Below are 19364 nucleotides of genomic sequence, written 5' to 3' on the forward strand. Positions count from 1 at the left end.
TCTCATGGCTACCTACGATCTCGTCGTCATCGGCACCGGACCTGGCGGTTATGTCTGCGCGGTGCGCGCAAGCCAGCTCGGCATGAAAGTCGCCGTCGTGGAAAAGAACGCGACCCTCGGCGGCACCTGTCTCAATGTCGGCTGCATGCCGTCGAAGGCGCTGCTGCATGCGTCCGAAATGTTCGAGGAAGCCACGCATTCCTTCGCCAAGATGGGCGTGTCCGTCTCCACGCCGAAGCTCGAGCTTCCGGCGATGATGAACTTCAAGCAGCAGGGCATCGACGGCAACGTCAAGGGCGTCGAGTTCCTGATGAAGAAGAACAAGGTCGACGTGCTGAAAGGCACCGCCAAGATCCTCGGCACCGGCAAGGTGGAAGTCGCCGCCGACGGCAAGTCGCAAGTGATCGAGACCAAGAGCATCGTGATCGCCACCGGCTCGGACATCGCGCGGCTGAAGGGCATCGAGATCGACGAGACGCGCATCGTGTCCTCGACCGGCGCGCTGTCGCTGGACAAGGTCCCCGGCAAGCTTCTGATCGTGGGCGCCGGCGTGATCGGGCTCGAGCTCGGCTCGGTCTGGCATCGTCTCGGCGCCGAAGTCGTCGTCGTCGAATTCCTCGATCGCATCCTGCCCGGCATGGACGGCGAGATCGCCAAGCAATTCCAGCGCATCCTCGAGAAGCAGGGCTTTGCATTCAAGCTCGGCGCCAAGGTCACCGGAGTCGACACCTCCGGCAAGACGCTGAAGGCGACCATCGAACCCGCCGCCGGCGGTGCTGCGGAGACGCTGGAAGCCGACGTCGTGCTCGTCTGCATCGGCCGCGTGCCCTACACCGACGGGCTCGGCCTGAAGGAAGCCGGCATTGCGCTGGACAATCGCGGCCGCGTGCAGATCGATCCGCATTTCGCCACCAGCCTGAAGGGCGTCTATGCCATCGGCGACGTCGTCGCCGGCCCCATGCTCGCGCACAAGGCCGAGGATGAAGGCGTCGCGGTCGCGGAGATCATCGCAGGCCAGGCCGGCCACGTGAACTACGATGTTATCCCTGGCGTCGTGTATACCACGCCGGAAGTGTCCTCCGTCGGCAAGACCGAGGAGGAACTGAAGCAGGCGGGTGTGGCTTATACGGTCGGGAAGTTTCCCTTTACCGCGAATGGCCGTTCCAAGGTGAATCAGACCACCGACGGCTTTGTGAAAATTCTCGCAGATGCGAAAACCGATCGCGTGCTCGGCGTGCACATTATCGGTATTGAAGCCGGTGAAATGATCCATGAAGCAGCCGTTCTCATGGAGTTTGGTGGCAGTGCGGAAGATCTCGCTCGCACCTGCCACGCGCATCCGACCCGCTCGGAAGCCATCAAGGAAGCCGCGCTTGCAGTCGGCAAGCGGGCCATCCATATGTAGGTTACGCCCCGAGCCGAATCGGGCGGGACAACACATGCTGCGCCGCCTTCTTCAACCGGTCTGGGTCCTGCTGGCGATCATCTTTTTGATCGAAGCTTGGCTGTGGGACCATTGCGAACCGATCGTCGCGCGGGCTGTCGCCATCATTCCGCTTGCGAGGTTCAAGCAATGGCTGTCGGATCGCGTCGATGCGCTGTCGCCGGCCATGACGCTGATCGTGTTCGCGGTCCCGATCATCCCGCTGTTTCCGCTCAAGCTGGTCGGCCTGTGGCTGCTCACGCATGAATACTGGACCAGCGCGGTGTTCACGATCCTGTTCGCAAAGATGCTCGGCGTCGGCGTCACCGCCTTCGTCTTCGACGTCACGCGCGACAAGCTGTTGGAGATGGCTTGGTTCGAACGGCTTTATGAGCTGGTGCTGAAGCTGCGCGCCAAGGCCTCTGAACTCGTCGACCCGATCAAGCAGCGCATCAAGGATTTCATCCGCGGCAACGGCGAAGGCTGGTCCTCCCGCACGCTCCGCCTGATCCAGCGCTTTCGCAAGAGCGTGCACGAAGCGCGCTGAACGCTTACGGCGAAATAAGTTGCCCTACCCTAGATGCAGCAGGTGCGGCCACCACGCGCCAAGTATGGTCATCGCAAGGCCGGCGAGCGTGAGCAGGCCGCTGATATAAGCGAGCGCGATCATGCCGGTGATGATGGTCGCCGAGGCCAGCACGATGCCGATCTGGAACGCTGCCGAAGCAAGCTCGAAATGATGATACTTCGCGGTGGCCTCGTCCCGCTCATGCTCGGCGTGCTTGGCCTTCTCGGCGAGTTGCTCGGTGCCTTCGCCGGTCTCGGGCTCCGAGCGATAGCGCGCCGCGGTCTTCTGCCAGTCGTCGATCTGCTTCTGCACGGCGGCCTTGGCGGCGTCGTCCGGCGCGGTGATCAGCTTCGCCCCCTCGGCGGCGGTCTGCACCACGGTGCGGCGAATGCTCTTGGCCTGGAAGAAGGCCCAGAGGTTGGAGGCCTCGACGTTCTTGCTGATCGATTCGGTCTGGGCACCCTTGCCGAGCGTTTCCGAAATCGCCAGGAACAGCGCCAGCACGGCGATCAGAAGGGCGATCTTCCTGTTCTCGCCTGATGCGTGCTCGGCATGCTCCGCATGCTCCATGCTTTCTTGTGCGCTCATAACTTCCCTCCCGCCTTGGTTCCGCAACGATTGACCGAACCGCGCGGCCTGCGCAAGAGGCAAGGTCGTTATGACGTCAGTGTGTCACCGCCGTGGATGCGCGCTCGCATAGACTTCCAGCAGCCGCTCGGAATCGATGCCGGTGTAGATCTGCGTGGTCGAGAGCGAGGAATGGCCGAGCAATTCCTGGATCGCGCGCAGATCGCCGCCGCGCGACAACAGGTGCGTGGCAAAGGAATGCCGCAGCGCGTGCGGCGTGGCGCTGTCGGGCAGGCCGAGCGCGCCGCGCAGCCGCTCCATTGCGAGCTGGATGATCCGCGGGCTCAGCGGCCCGCCGCGCGCGCCAAGGAAGATCGGGCCCTCGGGGGGCAGCGCATACGGGCACGTCGCGACGTACTCGTCGATCAGCGCCAGCACGTTTTGCAGCACCGGCACCATGCGGGTCTTGTTGCCTTTGCCGGTGACGATCAGCACGTCGCCTTCGCCGGCCCGCGGCACCTCGCGGCGCTTCAGGCCGAGCGCTTCGGAGATGCGCAGGCCGGAGCCATACAAGAGAGCCATCACGGCGGCATCGCGCACCAATATCCAGGTCTCGCGGTCCTCACCGGCGCGCTCGTCGGCATCAGCCAGACGTTTTGCCGCCGCCATCTGGATCGGCTTCGGCAGGGTTTTTGCGACCTTCGGCGCGCGGATGGCCGACAAGGCGCCGACCTTGCCTTTGCCCTCGCGTTCCAAAAAACGACCGAACGAGCGCAGGCCCGCCAGCGCGCGCATCAGCGAGCGGCCGGCAATATCGTCGGCGCGGCGCATGGCCATGAAGGCGCGAATGTCGGTGGCTTCGAGCGCGGCGAAGCGCTTGAGCGTCACGCGCTCGCCCCAATGATTGCTGAGGAAATCCAGGCACTGCCGCAGGTCGCGGCCATAGGCCTCCAGCGTCTTCGGCGACAGCCGCCGTTCGGAGCCGAGATGCGACAGCCAGCGCGTCATCTCCTGCGCGATCGACGGATCGGCGCTGGCGAGCTCGATTTGTGGGGCGGCCGCTTTGCTCATGAGCTCTGGACGTGGTGATTCCGCACAGTATATCGCATCACACCCGTTTACTGTTCGCTAAGGCCGCCTCCGCGCGCTAGCTTCAAGACCCCAAGGTTCCGATTCTCCATTCATGGATCATTCGACGCGCAGCAACGCCGCCTCCGCCAACGCGACCCGCATGGTCGACGTGCTGGTGCCGGTCGCGCTCGACCAGACCTATTCCTACAAGGTGCCGCGCGGAATGGAGCTGAAGGCCGGCGATCTCATCGGCGTGCCGCTCGGTCCGCGCGAGGTGCTCGCGGTGGTCTGGGCGGAAAACGCCAATCCCGATCCGCGCCTGCATAACCGGCTGAAGGACGTCACCGAGAAGTTCGATGTCCCGCCCCTGAAACCCGAGCTGCGCGCGGTGGTCGACTGGGTCGCGAATTACACGCTGAGCCCGCGCGGCATGGTGTTGCGCATGTGCCTGCGGATGGGCGAGAAACTCGGCCCCGAGCGGGTACGCGCCGGCGTGCGCCTGGTCGGCGATCCCCCGAAGCGGCTGACGCCGGCGCGGCAACGCGTGATGGAGGTGCTGTCGGACCGGCTGCTGCACGGCAAATCCGAGGCCGCCAAGGAAGCCGGCGTCTCGGGGGGCGTGATCGACGGCCTCGTCGACGAGGGCACGCTCACGGTCGAGCCGATGCCGCCGCCGCCACCGCCGCCGGCACCCGATCCGGATTTCGGCCAGCCGGATTTTTCGCCGCTCCAGCGCGCCGGGGTCGATGCGATGCGCGCGCTTGCCGCCAATGGCACCTTTCACGTCGCGCTGCTCGATGGCGTCACCGGCTCGGGCAAGACCGAGGTCTATTTCGAGGCGATTGCAGAGGTCATCCGCCGCGGCAAGCAGACCCTGATCCTGATGCCGGAGATCGCGCTGACCGGCCAGTTCCTCGATCGCTTCGCGCAGCGCTTTGGCGTGCGGCCGATCGAATGGCATTCCGAGCTGACGCCGCGCACCCGCGCGCGCAATTGGGCCGCGATCTCCGAAGGTACCGCGCCGGTCGTGGTCGGCGCGCGCTCGGCGCTGTTTCTGCCTTACGCCAATCTCGGGCTGATCGTGGTCGATGAAGAGCACGACCAGGCCTACAAGCAGGACGAGGGCGTGCATTATCACGCCCGCGACATGGCGGTGGTGCGCGCCCATATCGCCAAGATCCCGGTCGTGCTGGCCTCAGCCACGCCATCGGTCGAGTCCGAAGTCAACGCGCGCAAGAACCGCTATCAGCGCATCGCGCTCCCCTCGCGGTTCGGCGGCCAGCACATGCCGCATATCGAGGCCATCGACATGCGCCGCGAGCCGCCCGCGCGCGGCCGCTATATCTCGCCGCGCCTGGCCTCCGAGATCAGGATCGCGATCGAGAAACGCGAGCAGGCGCTGCTGTTCCTAAACCGCCGCGGCTATGCACCGCTGACGCTGTGCCGCGCCTGCGGTCATCGCTTCGCCTGCACCATCTGCGATGCCTGGCTGGTCGATCATCGTTTCCGCCAGCGGCTGGTCTGTCACCATTGCGGTTTCTCGATGCCACGGCCGCAGACCTGTCCGCACTGCGCAGCCGAGGAATCGCTTGTCGCGGTCGGGCCCGGCGTGGAGCGCTTGCAGGAAGAGGCGGCGGCGCTGTTCCCTGAAGCACGCACCATGGTGCTGTCGAGCGATCTCATCACCTCGATCGAGACGATGCGCAGTGAGCTCAACGACATCGCCGAAGGCCGCGTCGACATCATCATCGGTACGCAGCTTGTCGCCAAGGGTCACAATTTCCCGCGGCTTAATCTGGTCGGCGTGGTCGATGCGGATCTGGGCTTGAGCAACGGCGATCCGCGCGCGTCCGAACGCACCTGGCAATTGCTCAACCAGGTGATCGGCCGCGCCGGACGCGAGCAGGGCCGCGGCGTCGGCTATCTCCAGACCCATCAGCCCGACCATCCCGTGATGAAGGCGCTGATCGCCTGCGACCGCGAGGCCTTCTACGACAGCGAGATCGACCTGCGCGAGCGCACGCTCTATCCGCCGTTCGGACGGCTGGCGAGCCTGATCATCTCCGCTGGCGACCGGCCGAGCGCCGAAGGCTTTGGCCGCCGCCTCGTTGCGCTCGCGCCGCGCGACGAGCGCGTGGTGGTGCTGGGGCCGGCGGAAGCCCCGCTCGCCGTGATCAAGGGCCGCTACCGCTTCCGCATCCTGGTGAAATCGGCGCGCGGCTTTGATCTGTCGGACTATTTGCGCAACTGGCTCGCGGTCTGCCCGAAGCCGAAGGGCAATCAGAAGTTAGAGGTGGACGTCGATCCGCAGAGCTTTTTGTAGGCCCCGCGCCACCCCCGTCATTGCTTCGCTGCGCTCGCAGTGGCGGCAGAGCAAACAATAAGCCCGCCGTCCCCCAAGACGGCGGGCTTATTTCACGCGACTCGCGCCGTTAGGAGACGACTTCCGCGGTGACGCGGCCGACGCCGGCGCCGGTGAGGCCGATGGCGCGGGCAGCGCCCGTCGAGAGGTCGAGCACACGGCCGCGCACGAACGGGCCACGGTCATTGATGGTGACGATGACGCTCGAGCCGCCATGGGTGACGCGCAGCTTGGTGCCGAACGGCAGCGAACGGTGCGCTGCGGTCATGGCGTTCTGGTTGAAGCGCTGGCCCGACGCAGTCCTGCTGCCGGATTCGTTGCCGTAGAACGAGGCCATGCCGGAGAAAGAGCGTCCGGTGCCCGACGACGGCGTCATGGACGCATTGGCGTTGCGCCAGTCGGAGCTGGAATCGTTCTGGGCGTGGTGGTGATACCGGTGATGCCTGGATTTGGCGGAAGCTTCAGTGGCAGTTCCACCAACGAGGAGAGTTGCGGCGACAAAAGCGATCGCTGTACGCGGCCGGGTCACGGAGCCCAACATCTTCAAAGACAGCATTTAGTGGTCCCTACGCTAGTATTGCCACATATGTGGCCAGTGGAGCCCTCATCAGTTTGTGAGCGGATTGGCGTTTGGTTTGGCAATGAGGCATGAATTGGGCAGTAAATCGATTCCGCGTCTTGGTGAGACATCTTGTTGCCGGCTCTGGTAATCAACCAATGTTCCGCTATCTTCCATTTTACCGATTTATTAACTCTTCGAATACTTACGAATACTGTAGAATTAAGTCATCGCTAAACTCGTTTAGAATTGGGTAAGTATTCGGCGGGTGAAGCGCGCCAGTGCCGCCTCACGCCTCTGCGAGCTGTGTTCATGGCCGCTATGCGCTGAGGGCAGGAACGAGCCGGCCGGACGCCGCTGTAAACGCTTGCGTCAATTCCGTGGCGCGGCAGGTCATCATGAAGATGTCGCGAGCTGCGACGAACTGGCGAGAGATCGCGGCGCCTTTACTTTGGCGTCATGTTGCACGTGCGCGCCTGCTATGTTAGCAAAGCCGCGATTTTAACGGTCCCGGCACGTCCCGTGTCGGCCGAAAATCGAAGTCCCGCTTGAATTCCAAGGGCTTGGATCGCTAGGCGCCGCTTTGTGGCGACGGTTTTTCCCTTGCGAATTTGACAGCTAAAAGAGCGCGTCTGTGGCTGCAGAAAATACGTCCGTTTCAGGTGTGTCGGGTCGTTATGCAACGGCCTTGTTTGAATTGGCCCGCGACCAGAAATTGGTCGACGAGGTCAAAGCCGACCTCGAGAAATTCGAGGCCCTGCTGAATGAAAGCGCTGACCTGAAGCGCCTCGTCCGCAGCCCGGTTTTCGCGGCCGAGGCCCAGTCCAGGGCCCTCTCGGCCGTGCTGGACAAGGTCGGCATCGCCGGCATCTCCGCCAATTTCCTCAAAGTCCTGACCGCCAACCGCCGCCTGTTCGTGGTGACTGACGTCATCCGCGCCTACCGCGCCCTCGTCGCCAAATTCAAGGGCGAGGCGACCGCGGACGTCACCGTGGCGGAGGCGCTCTCGGACAAGAATCTCGACGCCCTCAAGGTTGCCCTGAAGTCGGTGACCGGCAAGGACGTCGCGCTCAACGTGAAAGTCGATCCCTCGATCATCGGTGGCCTCGTGGTCAAGCTTGGCAGCCGCATGATCGATAGTTCGCTTCGCACCAAACTCAATTCGATCAAGCACGCGATGAAAGAGGCAGGCTGATGGACATCCGCGCCGCGGAAATTTCCGCGATCCTCAAGGACCAGATCAAGAATTTCGGCCAGGAAGCTGAAGTCTCCGAAGTCGGACAGGTGCTGTCCGTCGGCGACGGTATCGCTCGCGTCTACGGTCTGGATAACGTCCAGGCCGGTGAAATGGTCGAGTTCGAGAACGGCACCCGCGGCATGGCGCTGAACCTCGAAACCGACAACGTTGGTATCGTTATTTTTGGCGGCGACCGCGAGATCAAGGAAGGCCAGACCGTCAAGCGCACCCGCGCCATCGTGGACGCGCCGGTCGGCAAGGGTCTGCTCGGCCGCGTCGTCGACGCGCTCGGCAACCCGATCGACGGCAAGGGCCCGATCGTGGCCGACAAGCGCATGCGCGTCGACGTCAAGGCGCCCGGCATCATTCCGCGCAAATCGGTGAACGAGCCGATGGCGACCGGCCTCAAGGCGATCGACGCCCTGATCCCGATCGGCCGCGGTCAGCGCGAGCTGATCATCGGCGACCGTCAGACCGGCAAGACCGCGATCGCGCTCGACACCATCCTGAACCAGAAGCCGCTCAACGCGCAGACCGACGAGAACATCAAGCTGTATTGCGTCTACGTCGCGATCGGCCAGAAGCGTTCGACCGTCGCCCAGTTCGTGAAGGTGCTGGAAGAGCAGGGCGCGCTCGAATACTCGATCATCGTCGCTGCGACCGCTTCGGATCCGGCGCCGATGCAGTACATCGCGCCCTTCACCGGCTGCACCATGGGCGAGTACTTCCGCGACAACGGCATGCACGCCGTCATCATCTATGACGATCTGTCCAAGCAGGCCGTCGCCTACCGCCAGATGTCGCTGCTGCTGCGCCGCCCGCCGGGTCGCGAAGCCTATCCGGGTGACGTGTTCTATCTGCATTCCCGCCTGCTCGAGCGCGCGGCGAAGCTGAACAAGGACCAGGGCTCCGGCTCGCTGACGGCGCTGCCGGTCATCGAAACCCAGGCCAACGACGTGTCGGCCTACATTCCGACCAACGTCATCTCGATCACCGACGGCCAGATCTTCCTGGAAACCGACCTGTTCTTCCAGGGCATCCGTCCCGCGGTGAACGTCGGTCTGTCGGTGTCGCGCGTCGGCTCCTCGGCGCAGACCAAGGCCACCAAGAAGGTCGCCGGCAAGATCAAGGGCGAGCTGGCGCAGTACCGCGAAATGGCGGCGTTCGCGCAGTTCGGCTCCGACCTCGACGCCTCGACCCAGCGCCTGCTCAACCGCGGCTCGCGCCTGACCGAGCTCCTTAAGCAGCCGCAGTTCGCGCCGCTGAAGATGGAAGAGCAGGTTTGCGTGATCTGGGCCGGCACCAACGGCTATCTCGATCCGCTGCCGCTCAACAAGGTGCGCGCGTTCGAGGACGGCCTGCTCTCGCTGCTGCGCGGCAAGAACGTCGAGATCCTCAACGCGATCCGCGACAGCCGCGATCTCTCCGACGACAGCGCGGCCAAGCTGAAGGCGGTGGTCGAAGGCTACGCCAAGAGCTTTGTGTAACGAGCTTTGCCTGATGCTGCGTGGCCGGGTCTCCCGGCCATGACCGCTTCGCGAGAGGCAAGACAATAAAAAGCGTGCCCGGCGCCCGGCCGGGCATTGCGACAGGGATAGGCTAGCGGTCCGACGTTGCGTCGAACCGCCGGGGTGAACGAAGAATGGCGTCACTTAAAGACATGCGCGTCCGCATCGCCTCCACCAAGGCGACGCAGAAGATCACCAAGGCCATGCAGATGGTCGCGGCGTCGAGATTGCGCCGTGCCCAGCAAGCGGCCGAGGCGGCGCGACCCTATGCCGACAAGATGAGCGCGGTGATCTCCAATATCGCCGGCGCCGCCGCGGGCTCGCCCGGTGCGCCGGCGCTGCTCGCCGGCACCGGCAGGGACCAGGTTCATTTGCTGCTGGTCTGCACCGGCGAGCGCGGCCTGTCCGGCGCTTTCAACTCCTCGATCGTGCGCCTGGCGCGCGAGCGTGCCCTGGCGCTGATCGCGCAAGGCAAGGACGTGAAATTCTTCTGCGTCGGCCGCAAGGGCTATGAGCAGCTCCGCCGCCTGTTCGACAAGCAGATCGTCGAGCATCTCGACCTGCGCGGCGTGCGTCAGCTCGGCTTCGTCAACGCCGAGGACATCGCCAAGAAGGTGCTGGCCCGTTTCGACGCCGGCGAGTTCGACGTCTGCACGCTGTTCTACGCGCAGTTCAAGTCGGTGATCGCACAGATCCCCACCGCGCAGCAGATCATCCCGCTGGTCGTCGAGGCAAAGGCCGCGAGCGGCCCGGCGACCTCATACGAGTACGAGCCCGAGGAGGACGAACTCCTCTCCGGCCTGTTGCCGCGAAATATCGCGGTGCAGATCTTCCGCGCGCTGCTGGAAAACAACGCATCGTTCTATGGCGCGCAGATGAGCTCCATGGACAACGCCACCCGCAACGCCGGCGAAATGATCCGCAAGCAAACCCAGATCTACAACCGAACCCGTCAAGCCCAGATCACCAAGGAGCTGATCGAGATCATCTCCGGCGCCGAGGCGGTCTGACGCACGAACCCAACGACGGTCGTTCAAGTCCAGAATTTCGAAGGAGAGCTAATCATGGCCACAGCAGCTAACCAGATCGGTCGCGTCACCCAGGTCATGGGCGCCGTCGTCGACGTGCAGTTCGAGGGCCATTTGCCGGCCATTCTCAATTCGCTGGAAACCAAGAACGGCAACATCCGCCTCGTGCTGGAAGTTGCGCAGCATCTCGGTGAGTCCACCGTGCGCACGATCGCGATGGACGTGACCGAGGGTCTGGTGCGCGGTCAGGAAGTGACCGACACCGGCCAGCCGATCGCCGTTCCGGTGGGTGACGGCACGCTCGGCCGCATCATGAACGTCATCGGCGAGCCGATCGACGAAGCCGGTCCGATCAAGTCCGATGGCAAGCGCGCCATCCACCAGGATGCGCCGAGCTACACCGACCAGTCCACCGAAGCTGAAATTCTCGTCACCGGCATCAAGGTCGTCGATCTTCTTGCTCCGTATGCGAAGGGCGGCAAGATCGGCCTGTTCGGCGGCGCCGGCGTCGGCAAGACCGTGCTGATTCAGGAGCTGATCAACAACGTCGCCAAGGCGCACGGCGGTTACTCCGTGTTCGCCGGCGTGGGCGAGCGTACCCGCGAGGGCAACGACCTCTATCACGAGTTCATCGAGTCCAAGGTCAACGCCGATCCGCACAATCCGGATCCGAGCGTGAAGTCGAAATGCGCGCTGGTGTTCGGCCAGATGAACGAGCCGCCCGGCGCCCGCGCCCGCGTCGGCCTCACCGGTCTGACCGTCGCCGAGCATTTCCGCGACCAGGGCCAGGACGTGCTGTTCTTCGTCGACAACATCTTCCGCTTCACGCAGGCCGGTTCTGAAGTGTCGGCGCTGCTCGGCCGTATTCCTTCGGCGGTGGGTTATCAGCCGACGCTCGCCACCGACATGGGCGCGCTCCAGGAGCGCATCACCACCACCCAGAAGGGCTCGATCACCTCGGTGCAGGCCATTTACGTTCCGGCCGACGACTTGACCGATCCGGCGCCCGCGACCTCGTTCGCGCATTTGGACGCGACCACGGTGTTGAACCGCGCGATCTCGGAAAAGGGCATCTATCCGGCGGTGGACCCGCTCGACTCGACCTCGCGCATGCTCTCGCCGCTCGTCGTCGGTCAGGAGCACTACGACACCGCGCGTCAGGTCCAGCAGGTGCTGCAGCGCTACAAGTCGCTCCAGGACATCATCGCCATTCTCGGCATGGACGAGCTTTCGGAAGAGGACAAGCTGACGGTGGCCCGCGCCCGCAAGATCGAGCGCTTCCTGTCGCAGCCGTTCCACGTCGCCGAAATCTTCACCGGCTCGCCCGGCAAGTTCGTCGACCTCGCGGACACCATCAAGGGCTTCCGCGGCCTCTGCGAAGGCAAGTATGACCATTTGCCGGAAGCCGCCTTCTACATGGTCGGCACCATCGAAGAGGCGATCGAGAAGGGCAAGAAGCTGGCGGCTGAGGCCGCTTAGGCTGGCGAATAGCGAATAGGGAGTGGCGGCTCGCTGCTCCCTGTTTTGCCACTCGCCATTCGCTACTCACCATTCGCAGGTTTGTTATGGCCACCTTCCACTTCGATCTCGTCTCTCCGGAAAAGCTCGCATTCTCGGGCGAAGTCGACCAGGTCGACATTCCCGGCGTCGAGGGTGATTTCGGCGTGCTGGCGGGTCATGCGCCGGTCGTGGCTGCGATCCGCCCCGGCATCCTCACCATCACCTCGGGCGCCAAGCACCAGAAGGTCATCGTGCTCGGCGGTCTCGCCGAAGTCTCCGAAAAGGGCCTGACCGTGCTCGCCGACGTCGCGACTTCGCTCGACGAGCTCGATCGCGCCCAGTTCGCCGAAACCATCTCTGAGATGGAAGAGGGCCTGAAGGAAAAGGAAGGCTCCGAGCTCGACAACGCGATTGCGCGGCTCGATCACTACAAGAGCATCCAGCAGCAGGTCAGCTCGACGGCCATGCACTAAGCCCCGGGGACCACTCCGGGCTCGACCGAGATTCCTGAATAAGTTCAGCGCTCGTCATGGCCGTGACGGGCGCTGAAACTTTGTTGCACCGCGCCGCCGATAGCGGCATTCTGCCCGCGAACTTTGTTCCAGGGCTGGTGCAGATGAAACGCAAGATCGCGGCGATTTTCGCGGCCGATATTGCCGGTTACTCAAGACTGGTCGCGGAAGACGAGGAAGAGACGCTGCGGCGTTTGGCGTCCTACCGCGAAGTCATCGACGATTTTATCGCAAAGGCCAACGGTCGCATCTTCAACACCGCCGGCGATGCCGTGCTTGCGGAGTTCCCGAGCGCGGTCGACGCGGTGCGTTGCGCGATCGATATCCAGGAAAGCTTGCGGACCCGCAACATGGCCTATCCGCCGAGCCGGCAGATGTCGTTCCGCATCGGCATCACCATCGGCGATGTGGTCGAGCGCAACGGCGACCTTCTGGGCGACGGCGTCAACATCGCGGCGCGGCTCGAAGGCCTCGCCGAAGTCGGCGGCATCTGCGTCTCCCGCGCCGTGCACGAGCAGGTCGCCAACAAGCTGTCGGTGCAGTTCGCCGATATCGGCGCGCAGGAGGTCAAGAACATCCCGACGCCGGTGCACGCCTACATGGTGGCGATGAGGCGCGAGGACGGCACTTACTCCACGCCCCAGCTGAAGAAGGTCGCGAAGGCAGCGCCCGCGCCGAACTGGATGTGGCCGCTGGTGGTCGGCGTGGTCTCCGTCGTCGCCATCGGCGTTAGCGGCTTCCTCTATTTCACCAAGCTCGAGACCACCAAGGAAAATTCCTCCGTGGCCGCGACGGCACCGAGCCCGATGCCGACGGTCACGCCGAGCCCAATGCCCACGATGGCTGCGAAGGCGCCGATGCCCATGCCGACGCCTACCCAAAGCGCGGCGGCTGCCACGACGCCAACGCCGATGCCCTCGCCGCCATCCACCTCAGGCGGCAAATTCCCCGTGGACGCGGTGCCCTTCATCGGCGAACGCCTGCGCAGTTATCTCAGCAACGAATATTCCGCCGCCGGCGATTACAAGGCCTTTGCCCTGAACATCGGCGGCTTCACCGGCTCCGCGATCAACCAGCCGAACGAGGATATCGCGCGCAATGCCGCGCTCGACCAGTGCCAGAAGCGCGCCGACGCCGCGCAATCGCCGCGGCGCTGCGAGCTCTATGCGGTCGGCAACAATGTCGTCTACACGCACAGCGGGCCGCCGATGCCGCCGCGGCCCTGGGTCCGGCACGACGCCATGACCGAGCGTGCGTTCGTGACGAAGGACTTTCCGATGCTGCGCGACCAGGCCAAAGTCCGCGTCGAGAACATGTATGTTCCGGCGGCGAAATCGCGCTCGGTCGCGCTCGGTCCGGGCGGACAATATTTCATGGTGTTCGGCGCGTCGACGGTCGACGAAACGGCGCGGCGCTCGCTGGAATCCTGCGGCGCGATCGCAGGCGTCGCCTGCATGATCGTGGCGGTCGACGATAATTTCGTCGTGCCGATCCCAACCGTGCTCAAGGTCACCGGCTTCTTTCATGCCGCGAGCAATTCCTCGATCGTGGCTGACGCGCGCGACGAGGTGGTGCGCAAGCTCGGCGAGGGCATGGGCTGGAACGCGGTCGCCGTCGGCACCGCCGGCCGCCCCGGCCTCGGCCTGAAAGCCGCGGACGAGCAGGCCGCCGTCAACGGTGCGCTCGCCGACTGCGTCAAGCACGACAGCGACTGCCACGTGATCGCGATCGGCCCGTTTACGGTGGGACCGACCAATTAGCGCGCGCTCGGGGTTGTTTTCGGCGTTTTACGTTTTGGCCGCCAATGGCGCGAATTGCTGCGCCACACCGCGATAGACCTCGCGGCGGAACGGCACCACGAGATCGGCGACCCGATCGAGATTTTCCCAGCGCCAGGCATCGAACTCCGCGGGCTGTCCGTTGCGCGGCGTCAAGGGATCGATCTCGTCGTCCCGGCCGGTGAAGCGCAGCGCAAACCATTTCTGGCGCTGGCCACGAAACTTCGCCAGTCGGTGGGTCTGTGGGCCGTCATAGGGCGGGAACTCGTAGGTGAACCAATCTGTCTCGCCGAGATAGTCGGCGCTCTTGACGCTGGTCTCTTCCCAGAGTTCGCGGATCGCCGCATCGCGCAGGTTCTCGCCCTCGTCGACGCCGCCTTGCGGCATCTGCCAGTCGAGGCCGGGCAGGATGGTCTCAGGGCCGTCGCCCTTGAAGCGATGGCCGATCAGCACACGGCCGTCGGCATTGAACAGCGCGATCCCGACATTGGGACGGTAGGGTTTTTCATTCGTCACGTGTGGATCTCTCATCGTCATCCCGGCGATGCATTAGCACCGAAGCCGGGATGACAATTTGATTTATTCATCCGCCAGCGCGGAAAATTCCTTCACCACGCGCTCATAGACCGGGCGCTTGAACGGGATGATCAGCCCGGTCAGGTTCTTCATCGGCTCCCAGCGCCAGTTCACGAACTCGGCCTTGTGGCCGCCGCCGGGATTCGCGACGTTGATCTCGCTGTCCTTGCCGGTGAAGCGCACCGCGAACCATTTTTGGCGCTGGCCGCGGTAGCGTCCCTTCCAGGCGCGTCCGGCGACCGTGCGCGGGATGTCGTAGATCAGCCAGTCAGGGACCTCGCCGAGCCGCTCGACCGAGCGCACGCTGGTCTCCTCATAGAGCTCGCGCTTGGCGGCGTCCCAGGTGTCCTCGCCGGGATCGACGCCGCCTTGCGGCATCTGCCAGACATGGGTCTCGTCGACATGCTCGATGCCACCGGCACGGCGGCCGATGAACACCAGTCCCTTGTTGTTGATCAGCATCACACCGACGCAGGTCCGGTAGGGCAGATCCTCATAACGCGCCATGCCACCAAACCTCTCGCGTGCTGCTGGTCAAGCTCGACCGGCCCCGCCGGACCCGCGCCGTACCAATTCGTTGATTTAGCTGGATCTTGATTTCAGCATCGCGGTTGTCAATGGCACCAAAAGGATACCTCTGTCGCTCAATGTCTTGATCCAGGCACCGAGCCGCTCGATCGAGACGGGGAGGGCGGAAGCGGTGCCGATGGCGACGCCGCGTTCCCGTGCCGTCGATTCCAGCTTGCTCAGGGCGCGGTCGATCTCGGCCGGGGTCGGCACGGCGTCGATGGCGATGTCGCCCTTGCCGAACGGCACGGCCAGGCTACCCGCGGCCTGGGGTGCGATGCTGCGGGGCGAGGAACCATCGTCGAAGAAGCCGAGCCCGCGCTTGGAAGCCTCGCGGATGACCGGCTGCATCGCCGCATCGGTCGCCACGAAGCGGGCGCCCATGAAATTGGTGATGCCGGCATAGCCCTGCATCCGGCTCAGGTGCCAGTACAGGCGGTCGGTGTTCTGGTCGACGCTCAGCGAGGTCAGCAGCGTCTGCGGGCCGGGATCGTTGTCGGGGAAGTCGTAGGGCTCCATCGGGATCTGGAGGAAGATCTCGTGGCGCTGGGCGCGGGCGCGCTCGGCCAGCTTGCCGGGTTCGGAACCATAGGGCGTGAAGGCCAGCGTCACCGCCGGCGGCAGCTTCATGATCGCGTCGGTGGTCTTGGCGGCGCCGACGCCGAGGCCGCCGATCATGATCGCGACCACCGGCATTTTCGCGGCCTTGGCGCGGTCGGCCTCCGCCGCATAGACGTTGAACGGCTTCAGATCACCGGCGATCACCGGGATCATGCCGTAGCGGGACTTCTCCAGCAGTTTGGGGTCGATCCCGGCCATCACGGCCGGTGCTGCCGAGGCAGCTTCGCCCTTGTCGGCGGCGTCGCCGGCGCCGATCACCACGTCGTGGCGCGCGCCGGTGGAGCCGTCGATCATGGTGACAGTCTTGTGCTCACCGGAGGCGGCCTCCTTGGGCGCCTGCTTGGTCTCGTGCCTGCTCTCCTGGTCATGGCCGGTCGCTGCCGCCTCGGCGGCGGGCTTCTCATCGGTGGCCTTGGAGTCGCGGATCGCGATCCGCGTCATCGGCTCGCCGCCGAGCGGATCCTTGTTGAAGATGGCGAAGCCGGCAAAGGCGACCAGGAACAGGCCGAGCAGCATGGCGAGCGCCTGCATGGCCGTGAACGGCAGCCGCAACCGCCGTTTCCGGCGCGGCTTGTCCTGTCCGAGCGGGGCGCTCAGATCATCGGCCGTTTCAGTCATGCGCGATCCCGAATCACTGGTGCCGACGATACCACGCCGGGGTCAAGCGGCGGCAGGCCGGGATAGGCCGGGGACTTCAGGAGTCCCAAGCAAAAAGGGCGGCTCCAGGAGCCGCCCTTTTCGTTAGATCGTGGCGTGCGACGACTTAGTTCGCCGCTTTGGGCTTGTCGGCCGCGGCCTTGTCGGTGGTGCCCGGCGTCGGCGCCGCGGAGGCGCTGTTCTTGATGCCGTGGAGCAAATCGTCGGCGAGCTTGAGCGCCTTGTCGTCCTTGGCGTCCGGCGGGACGTAGGACTGCGAGCCGGTCTTCTCGTCGCCGTCGTTCTTGAGATGGCCGCGCAGCGAAGCCTCGCCCTTGGTGTCGGTGCGGGACTTCAGCTCGTCCGGCACGTCCTGGAGCACTTCGATGTCGGGCACGATGCCCTTGGCCTGGATCGACTTGCCCGACGGCGTGTAGTAGCGCGCCGTGGTCAGACGCAGCGCGCCATTGCCCGAGCCGAGCGGAATGATGGTCTGCACCGAGCCCTTGCCGAACGAACGCGTGCCGACGATGGTCGCGCGCTTGTGGTCCTGCAGCGCGCCGGCGACGATCTCGGAGGCCGAGGCGGAGCCGCCGTTGACCAGCACGATGACCGGCTTGCCCTTGGTGAGGTCGCCTGCATGCGCGGTGCGGCGCTGGGTCTCCTCGGCGTTGCGGCCGCGGGTCGACACGATCTCGCCCTTCTCCAGGAAGGAGTCGGACACGGTGACGGCCTCCTCGAGCAGGCCGCCCGGATTGTTGCGGAGATCGATCACGTAGCCCTTGAGCTTGTCGCCGATCTGATTCGAGAGGTTGGCGACCTCCTTCTTCAGGCCTTCGGTGGTCTGCTCGTTGAAGGTGGTGATGCGGATATAGGCGATGTCGTCGGCCTCGATGCGCGCACGCACCGAGCGGACGCGGATGTTGTCGCGCACCAGCGTGACGTCGATCGGATTGTCCTGGCCCTTGCGAATGATCTTGAGTTTGATCTTGGTGTTGACGGGGCCGCGCATCTTCTCGACCGCCTGGTTCAGGGTCAGGCCCTGCACCGCCTCGTCGTCGAGATTGGTGATGATGTCGTTGGCCATGACGCCGGCGCGCGAGGCGGGCGTGTCGTCGATCGGCGAGACCACCTTGATCAGGCCGTCTTCCATCGTGACCTCGATGCCGAGACCGCCGAACTCGCCGCGGGTCTGCACCTGCATGTCGCGGAAGCTCTTGGCGTCCATGTAGCTCGAATGCGGATCGAGGCCGGTCAGCATACCGCTGATCGCGGATTCGATCAGCTTGGTGTCGTCGGGCTTCTCGACATAGTCGGAGCGCACGCGCTCGAAGACGTCGCCGAACAGATTGAGCTGGCGATAGGTGTCCGCGGTCGCGGCTCGTGCGCTGGAGCCCATGAACACCGCGCGCGGCTGGGTCACGAACAGCGTCAGCGCCGCACCGGTGGCAGCGCTGAGGAGGATAACTGAAGTCTTGCGCATCATCCGCGAACCTTCTCGCCTTCATTTGCGGCCCACCATGGGCCTGGATCGATTGGAGTGCCGTCTTTGCGGAACTCGACATACAGCACAGGTTGACTCGCGTTCGTGGCAAGAATGGAGGCGACTTGAGATGTCGACCCCATGGTCGCGACCGGCTCCCCTGTGAGCACAAACTGTCCGATGTTTACCGAAATACGCTCCATCCCGGCGATCAGGACATGATACCCGCCCCCGGCGTTGAGGATCAAGAGTTGTCCGTAGCTGCGGAACGGGCCGGCATAGACCACCCAGCCGTCACACGGCGTTGTGACCTGGGAGCCGGGCCTGGTGGCCAGCGAAATGCCCTTCTGGACCCCGCCGACCCCGTCGGAACCGCCAAAGTCCCTGATCTTGTTACCGTTAACCGGCAAGGGCAGCAGGCCCTTGGCCGAGGCGAACAGAATCGCCGGGGTGGTTCTGGAACGGTCCTTGAAAGCGCCCGGGCCGGGCTTGGCGTTGGCGACCGCCTTTGCCTCGGCCTGCTTTGCGGCTTCAGCCGCCTTCTCAGCTGCCTTGGCGGCGCTTTGCAGGTCCTGCTCCATCTTGGCGATCAGCCCCTGGAGATCGCCGACCTGCCTTGACAGCGTGATGGCGCGCGAATTCTCGGCGTCGAGGTCCTTTTCCCGCGCCGACTGCTGCCGTTGCCGTTCGTCGACCAGGGCGGTGAGTCTGGTCTGGTCGTTGCGGACCCTGTCGCGGTCGGAGGCGAGCTGGTCGCGCTCGGCGGCGATGTTCTTGCGCAAGGCCACGAGCTCGCCGAGCTCGCCAGCGATCTTTTCAGCGCGGCTGCGCAATTCCGGAACGACGGCGCCGAGCAGCATCGCGGTGCGCAGCGATTGCAGCGCATCTTCCGGTCGCACCAGGAGCGCCGGCGGCGTGCGCCGGCCGGCACGCTGCAAGGCCGCCAGCACCTCGACGATGTCGGCGCGGCGCGAATCAAGCGAGGCGCGCATCTCCTGCTCGCGGCCGTTCAGCGTCCGCAGACGCGCTTCGGCCTCGTCGATCTTGGTCTCGACGGTGCGGACATTGGCGGCGGTGTCGATCAACTGCTGATTGAACTGGGTGCGGTCCTGGCCGAGCGAGGTGATCTCGGCCTTCAGCTTGGCCTGCGCCTCCTCGGCGCTCTTCTTGCTCGCGCGCGCGGCTTCCAGCTCCTGCTCGCGCTGCTTGATGGCGTCGGGCGAGATCGCTGCGGTCTGGGGCGCCGGCGTTGCCGTCTGAGCTTGCGCGAGGCTTTCTTCAGCGAAGAGGCTTGCGCCGGCGCAGCTTGCAATCAGCAACACATTGAGAATCGGCGCTCGCATCGCTTTACGAAAGGTGCTCGTTGTG

At 64.7% G+C, this 19364-nt stretch carries 17 protein-coding genes; 9 read left to right on the forward strand and 8 right to left on the reverse strand.

The window, feature by feature from the left end:
* Positions 1 to 4: 4 nt before the first annotated feature.
* Positions 5 to 1405 (forward strand): dihydrolipoyl dehydrogenase, encoded by a 1401-nt coding sequence (lpdA, locus tag ACPPVR_RS02260; protein ID WP_426612672.1) that lies wholly within the window; start codon positions 5 to 7, stop codon positions 1403 to 1405.
* Positions 1406 to 1439: 34 nt separating this feature from the next.
* A complete protein-coding gene (locus ACPPVR_RS02265) occupies positions 1440 to 1970 on the forward strand; it encodes a hypothetical protein (RefSeq protein ID WP_426612673.1) in 531 nt (176 codons plus the stop codon).
* A gap of 24 nt (positions 1971 to 1994) precedes the next feature.
* On the opposite strand, the gene ACPPVR_RS02270 is transcribed toward ACPPVR_RS02265, so the two are convergent.
* Both ACPPVR_RS02270 and ACPPVR_RS02275 read right to left on the reverse strand, forming a co-directional pair.
* Entirely contained in the window at positions 1995 to 2579 is a 585-nt protein-coding gene (locus ACPPVR_RS02270; protein ID WP_426612674.1) for a DUF4337 domain-containing protein, read from the reverse strand.
* Positions 2580 to 2663: 84 nt separating this feature from the next.
* The gene (locus tag ACPPVR_RS02275; RefSeq protein WP_426612675.1) at positions 2664 to 3629 is read right to left on the reverse strand and encodes a tyrosine recombinase XerC; all 966 of its coding nucleotides are present in this window, start codon (positions 3627 to 3629) and stop codon (positions 2664 to 2666) included.
* A 112-nt stretch (positions 3630 to 3741) separates the two neighbouring features.
* Here ACPPVR_RS02275 and ACPPVR_RS02280 point away from each other — a divergent pair, with 112 nt between their 5' ends.
* The gene (locus ACPPVR_RS02280) at positions 3742 to 5952 is read left to right on the forward strand and encodes a primosomal protein N' (protein WP_426612676.1); all 2211 of its coding nucleotides are present in this window, start codon (positions 3742 to 3744) and stop codon (positions 5950 to 5952) included.
* A 109-nt stretch (positions 5953 to 6061) separates the two neighbouring features.
* Here ACPPVR_RS02280 and ACPPVR_RS02285 read toward each other — a convergent pair whose 3' ends face one another.
* Positions 6062 to 6547 carry a septal ring lytic transglycosylase RlpA family protein gene (locus tag ACPPVR_RS02285; RefSeq protein WP_426612677.1) on the reverse strand — a complete coding sequence of 162 codons (486 nt, stop codon included), beginning with the start codon at positions 6545 to 6547 and terminating at the stop codon, positions 6062 to 6064.
* 637 nt (positions 6548 to 7184) lie between these two features.
* Here ACPPVR_RS02285 and ACPPVR_RS02290 point away from each other — a divergent pair.
* The 6 genes from ACPPVR_RS02290 to ACPPVR_RS02315 all read left to right on the forward strand — a co-directional run bounded on the left by ACPPVR_RS02290 (position 7185) and on the right by ACPPVR_RS02315 (position 14095).
* Positions 7185 to 7745, forward strand: coding sequence for a F0F1 ATP synthase subunit delta (locus ACPPVR_RS02290; RefSeq protein WP_426612678.1), 561 nt, complete (start codon positions 7185 to 7187; stop codon positions 7743 to 7745).
* Positions 7745 to 9274, forward strand: coding sequence for a F0F1 ATP synthase subunit alpha (atpA, locus tag ACPPVR_RS02295; protein ID WP_426612679.1), 1530 nt, complete (start codon positions 7745 to 7747; stop codon positions 9272 to 9274). The genes ACPPVR_RS02290 and atpA overlap by 1 nt, the downstream gene beginning before the upstream one ends.
* A 155-nt stretch (positions 9275 to 9429) precedes the next feature.
* The gene (locus ACPPVR_RS02300; protein ID WP_426612680.1) at positions 9430 to 10305 is read left to right on the forward strand and encodes a F0F1 ATP synthase subunit gamma; all 876 of its coding nucleotides are present in this window, start codon (positions 9430 to 9432) and stop codon (positions 10303 to 10305) included.
* Positions 10306 to 10359: 54 nt separating this feature from the next.
* On the forward strand, positions 10360 to 11802 hold the full coding sequence (atpD, locus tag ACPPVR_RS02305) for a F0F1 ATP synthase subunit beta (RefSeq protein WP_426612681.1): 1443 nt from the start codon (positions 10360 to 10362) through the stop codon (positions 11800 to 11802).
* Between the two features lie 86 nt (positions 11803 to 11888).
* Positions 11889 to 12296: a F0F1 ATP synthase subunit epsilon gene (locus ACPPVR_RS02310; protein ID WP_426612682.1), complete on the forward strand. Its 408-nt coding sequence runs from the start codon at positions 11889 to 11891 to the stop codon at positions 12294 to 12296.
* 143 nt (positions 12297 to 12439) lie between these two features.
* Positions 12440 to 14095 (forward strand): adenylate/guanylate cyclase domain-containing protein, encoded by a 1656-nt coding sequence (locus ACPPVR_RS02315; RefSeq protein ID WP_426612683.1) that lies wholly within the window; start codon positions 12440 to 12442, stop codon positions 14093 to 14095.
* A gap of 27 nt (positions 14096 to 14122) precedes the next feature.
* Here the strand turns inward: ACPPVR_RS02315 and ACPPVR_RS02320 are convergent, their stop codons facing one another.
* The 5 genes from ACPPVR_RS02320 to ACPPVR_RS02340 form a co-directional block, all read right to left on the reverse strand.
* Positions 14123 to 14629, reverse strand: a complete 507-nt coding sequence (locus ACPPVR_RS02320) for an RNA pyrophosphohydrolase (RefSeq protein WP_426612684.1) — start codon at positions 14627 to 14629, stop codon at positions 14123 to 14125.
* Between the two features lie 63 nt (positions 14630 to 14692).
* Positions 14693 to 15196 carry an RNA pyrophosphohydrolase gene (locus ACPPVR_RS02325; protein WP_426612685.1) on the reverse strand — a complete coding sequence of 168 codons (504 nt, stop codon included), beginning with the start codon at positions 15194 to 15196 and terminating at the stop codon, positions 14693 to 14695.
* Positions 15197 to 15271: 75 nt separating this feature from the next.
* Positions 15272 to 16495, reverse strand: a complete 1224-nt coding sequence (locus ACPPVR_RS02330; protein WP_426612686.1) for a divergent polysaccharide deacetylase family protein — start codon at positions 16493 to 16495, stop codon at positions 15272 to 15274.
* Positions 16496 to 16640: 145 nt separating this feature from the next.
* Positions 16641 to 17999 carry a S41 family peptidase gene (locus tag ACPPVR_RS02335; protein WP_426612687.1) on the reverse strand — a complete coding sequence of 453 codons (1359 nt, stop codon included), beginning with the start codon at positions 17997 to 17999 and terminating at the stop codon, positions 16641 to 16643.
* Positions 17996 to 19339 (reverse strand): murein hydrolase activator EnvC family protein, encoded by a 1344-nt coding sequence (locus ACPPVR_RS02340; protein WP_426612688.1) that lies wholly within the window; start codon positions 19337 to 19339, stop codon positions 17996 to 17998. The genes ACPPVR_RS02335 and ACPPVR_RS02340 overlap by 4 nt, the downstream gene beginning before the upstream one ends.
* Positions 19340 to 19364 lie beyond the last annotated feature (25 nt).

The sequence above is a fragment of the Bradyrhizobium sp. McL0616 genome (assembly GCF_049993385.1).
In the GTDB taxonomy this organism is placed as follows: Bacteria; Pseudomonadota; Alphaproteobacteria; order Rhizobiales; family Xanthobacteraceae; genus Bradyrhizobium.

What these genes read in the sequence shown, in the direction of transcription:
- ACPPVR_RS02280 (WP_426612676.1), top strand. Translation starts at nt 3,742, where the DNA reads ATGGATCATTCGACGCGCAGCAACGCCGCCTCCGCCAACGCGACCCGC.
- ACPPVR_RS02310 (WP_426612682.1), top strand. Translation starts at nt 11,889, where the DNA reads ATGGCCACCTTCCACTTCGATCTCGTCTCTCCGGAAAAGCTCGCATTC.
- ACPPVR_RS02325 (WP_426612685.1), bottom strand. Translation starts at nt 15,196, where the DNA reads ATGGCGCGTTATGAGGATCTGCCCTACCGGACCTGCGTCGGTGTGATG.
- ACPPVR_RS02315 (WP_426612683.1), top strand. Translation starts at nt 12,440, where the DNA reads ATGAAACGCAAGATCGCGGCGATTTTCGCGGCCGATATTGCCGGTTAC.
- ACPPVR_RS02300 (WP_426612680.1), top strand. Translation starts at nt 9,430, where the DNA reads ATGGCGTCACTTAAAGACATGCGCGTCCGCATCGCCTCCACCAAGGCG.
- atpD (WP_426612681.1), top strand. Translation starts at nt 10,360, where the DNA reads ATGGCCACAGCAGCTAACCAGATCGGTCGCGTCACCCAGGTCATGGGC.
- ACPPVR_RS02285 (WP_426612677.1), bottom strand. Translation starts at nt 6,547, where the DNA reads ATGCTGTCTTTGAAGATGTTGGGCTCCGTGACCCGGCCGCGTACAGCG.
- ACPPVR_RS02335 (WP_426612687.1), bottom strand. Translation starts at nt 17,999, where the DNA reads ATGATGCGCAAGACTTCAGTTATCCTCCTCAGCGCTGCCACCGGTGCG.
- ACPPVR_RS02340 (WP_426612688.1), bottom strand. Translation starts at nt 19,339, where the DNA reads ATGCGAGCGCCGATTCTCAATGTGTTGCTGATTGCAAGCTGCGCCGGC.
- atpA (WP_426612679.1), top strand. Translation starts at nt 7,745, where the DNA reads ATGGACATCCGCGCCGCGGAAATTTCCGCGATCCTCAAGGACCAGATC.
- ACPPVR_RS02275 (WP_426612675.1), bottom strand. Translation starts at nt 3,629, where the DNA reads ATGAGCAAAGCGGCCGCCCCACAAATCGAGCTCGCCAGCGCCGATCCG.
- ACPPVR_RS02270 (WP_426612674.1), bottom strand. Translation starts at nt 2,579, where the DNA reads ATGAGCGCACAAGAAAGCATGGAGCATGCGGAGCATGCCGAGCACGCA.
- ACPPVR_RS02265 (WP_426612673.1), top strand. Translation starts at nt 1,440, where the DNA reads ATGCTGCGCCGCCTTCTTCAACCGGTCTGGGTCCTGCTGGCGATCATC.
- ACPPVR_RS02330 (WP_426612686.1), bottom strand. Translation starts at nt 16,495, where the DNA reads ATGACTGAAACGGCCGATGATCTGAGCGCCCCGCTCGGACAGGACAAG.
- lpdA (WP_426612672.1), top strand. Translation starts at nt 5, where the DNA reads ATGGCTACCTACGATCTCGTCGTCATCGGCACCGGACCTGGCGGTTAT.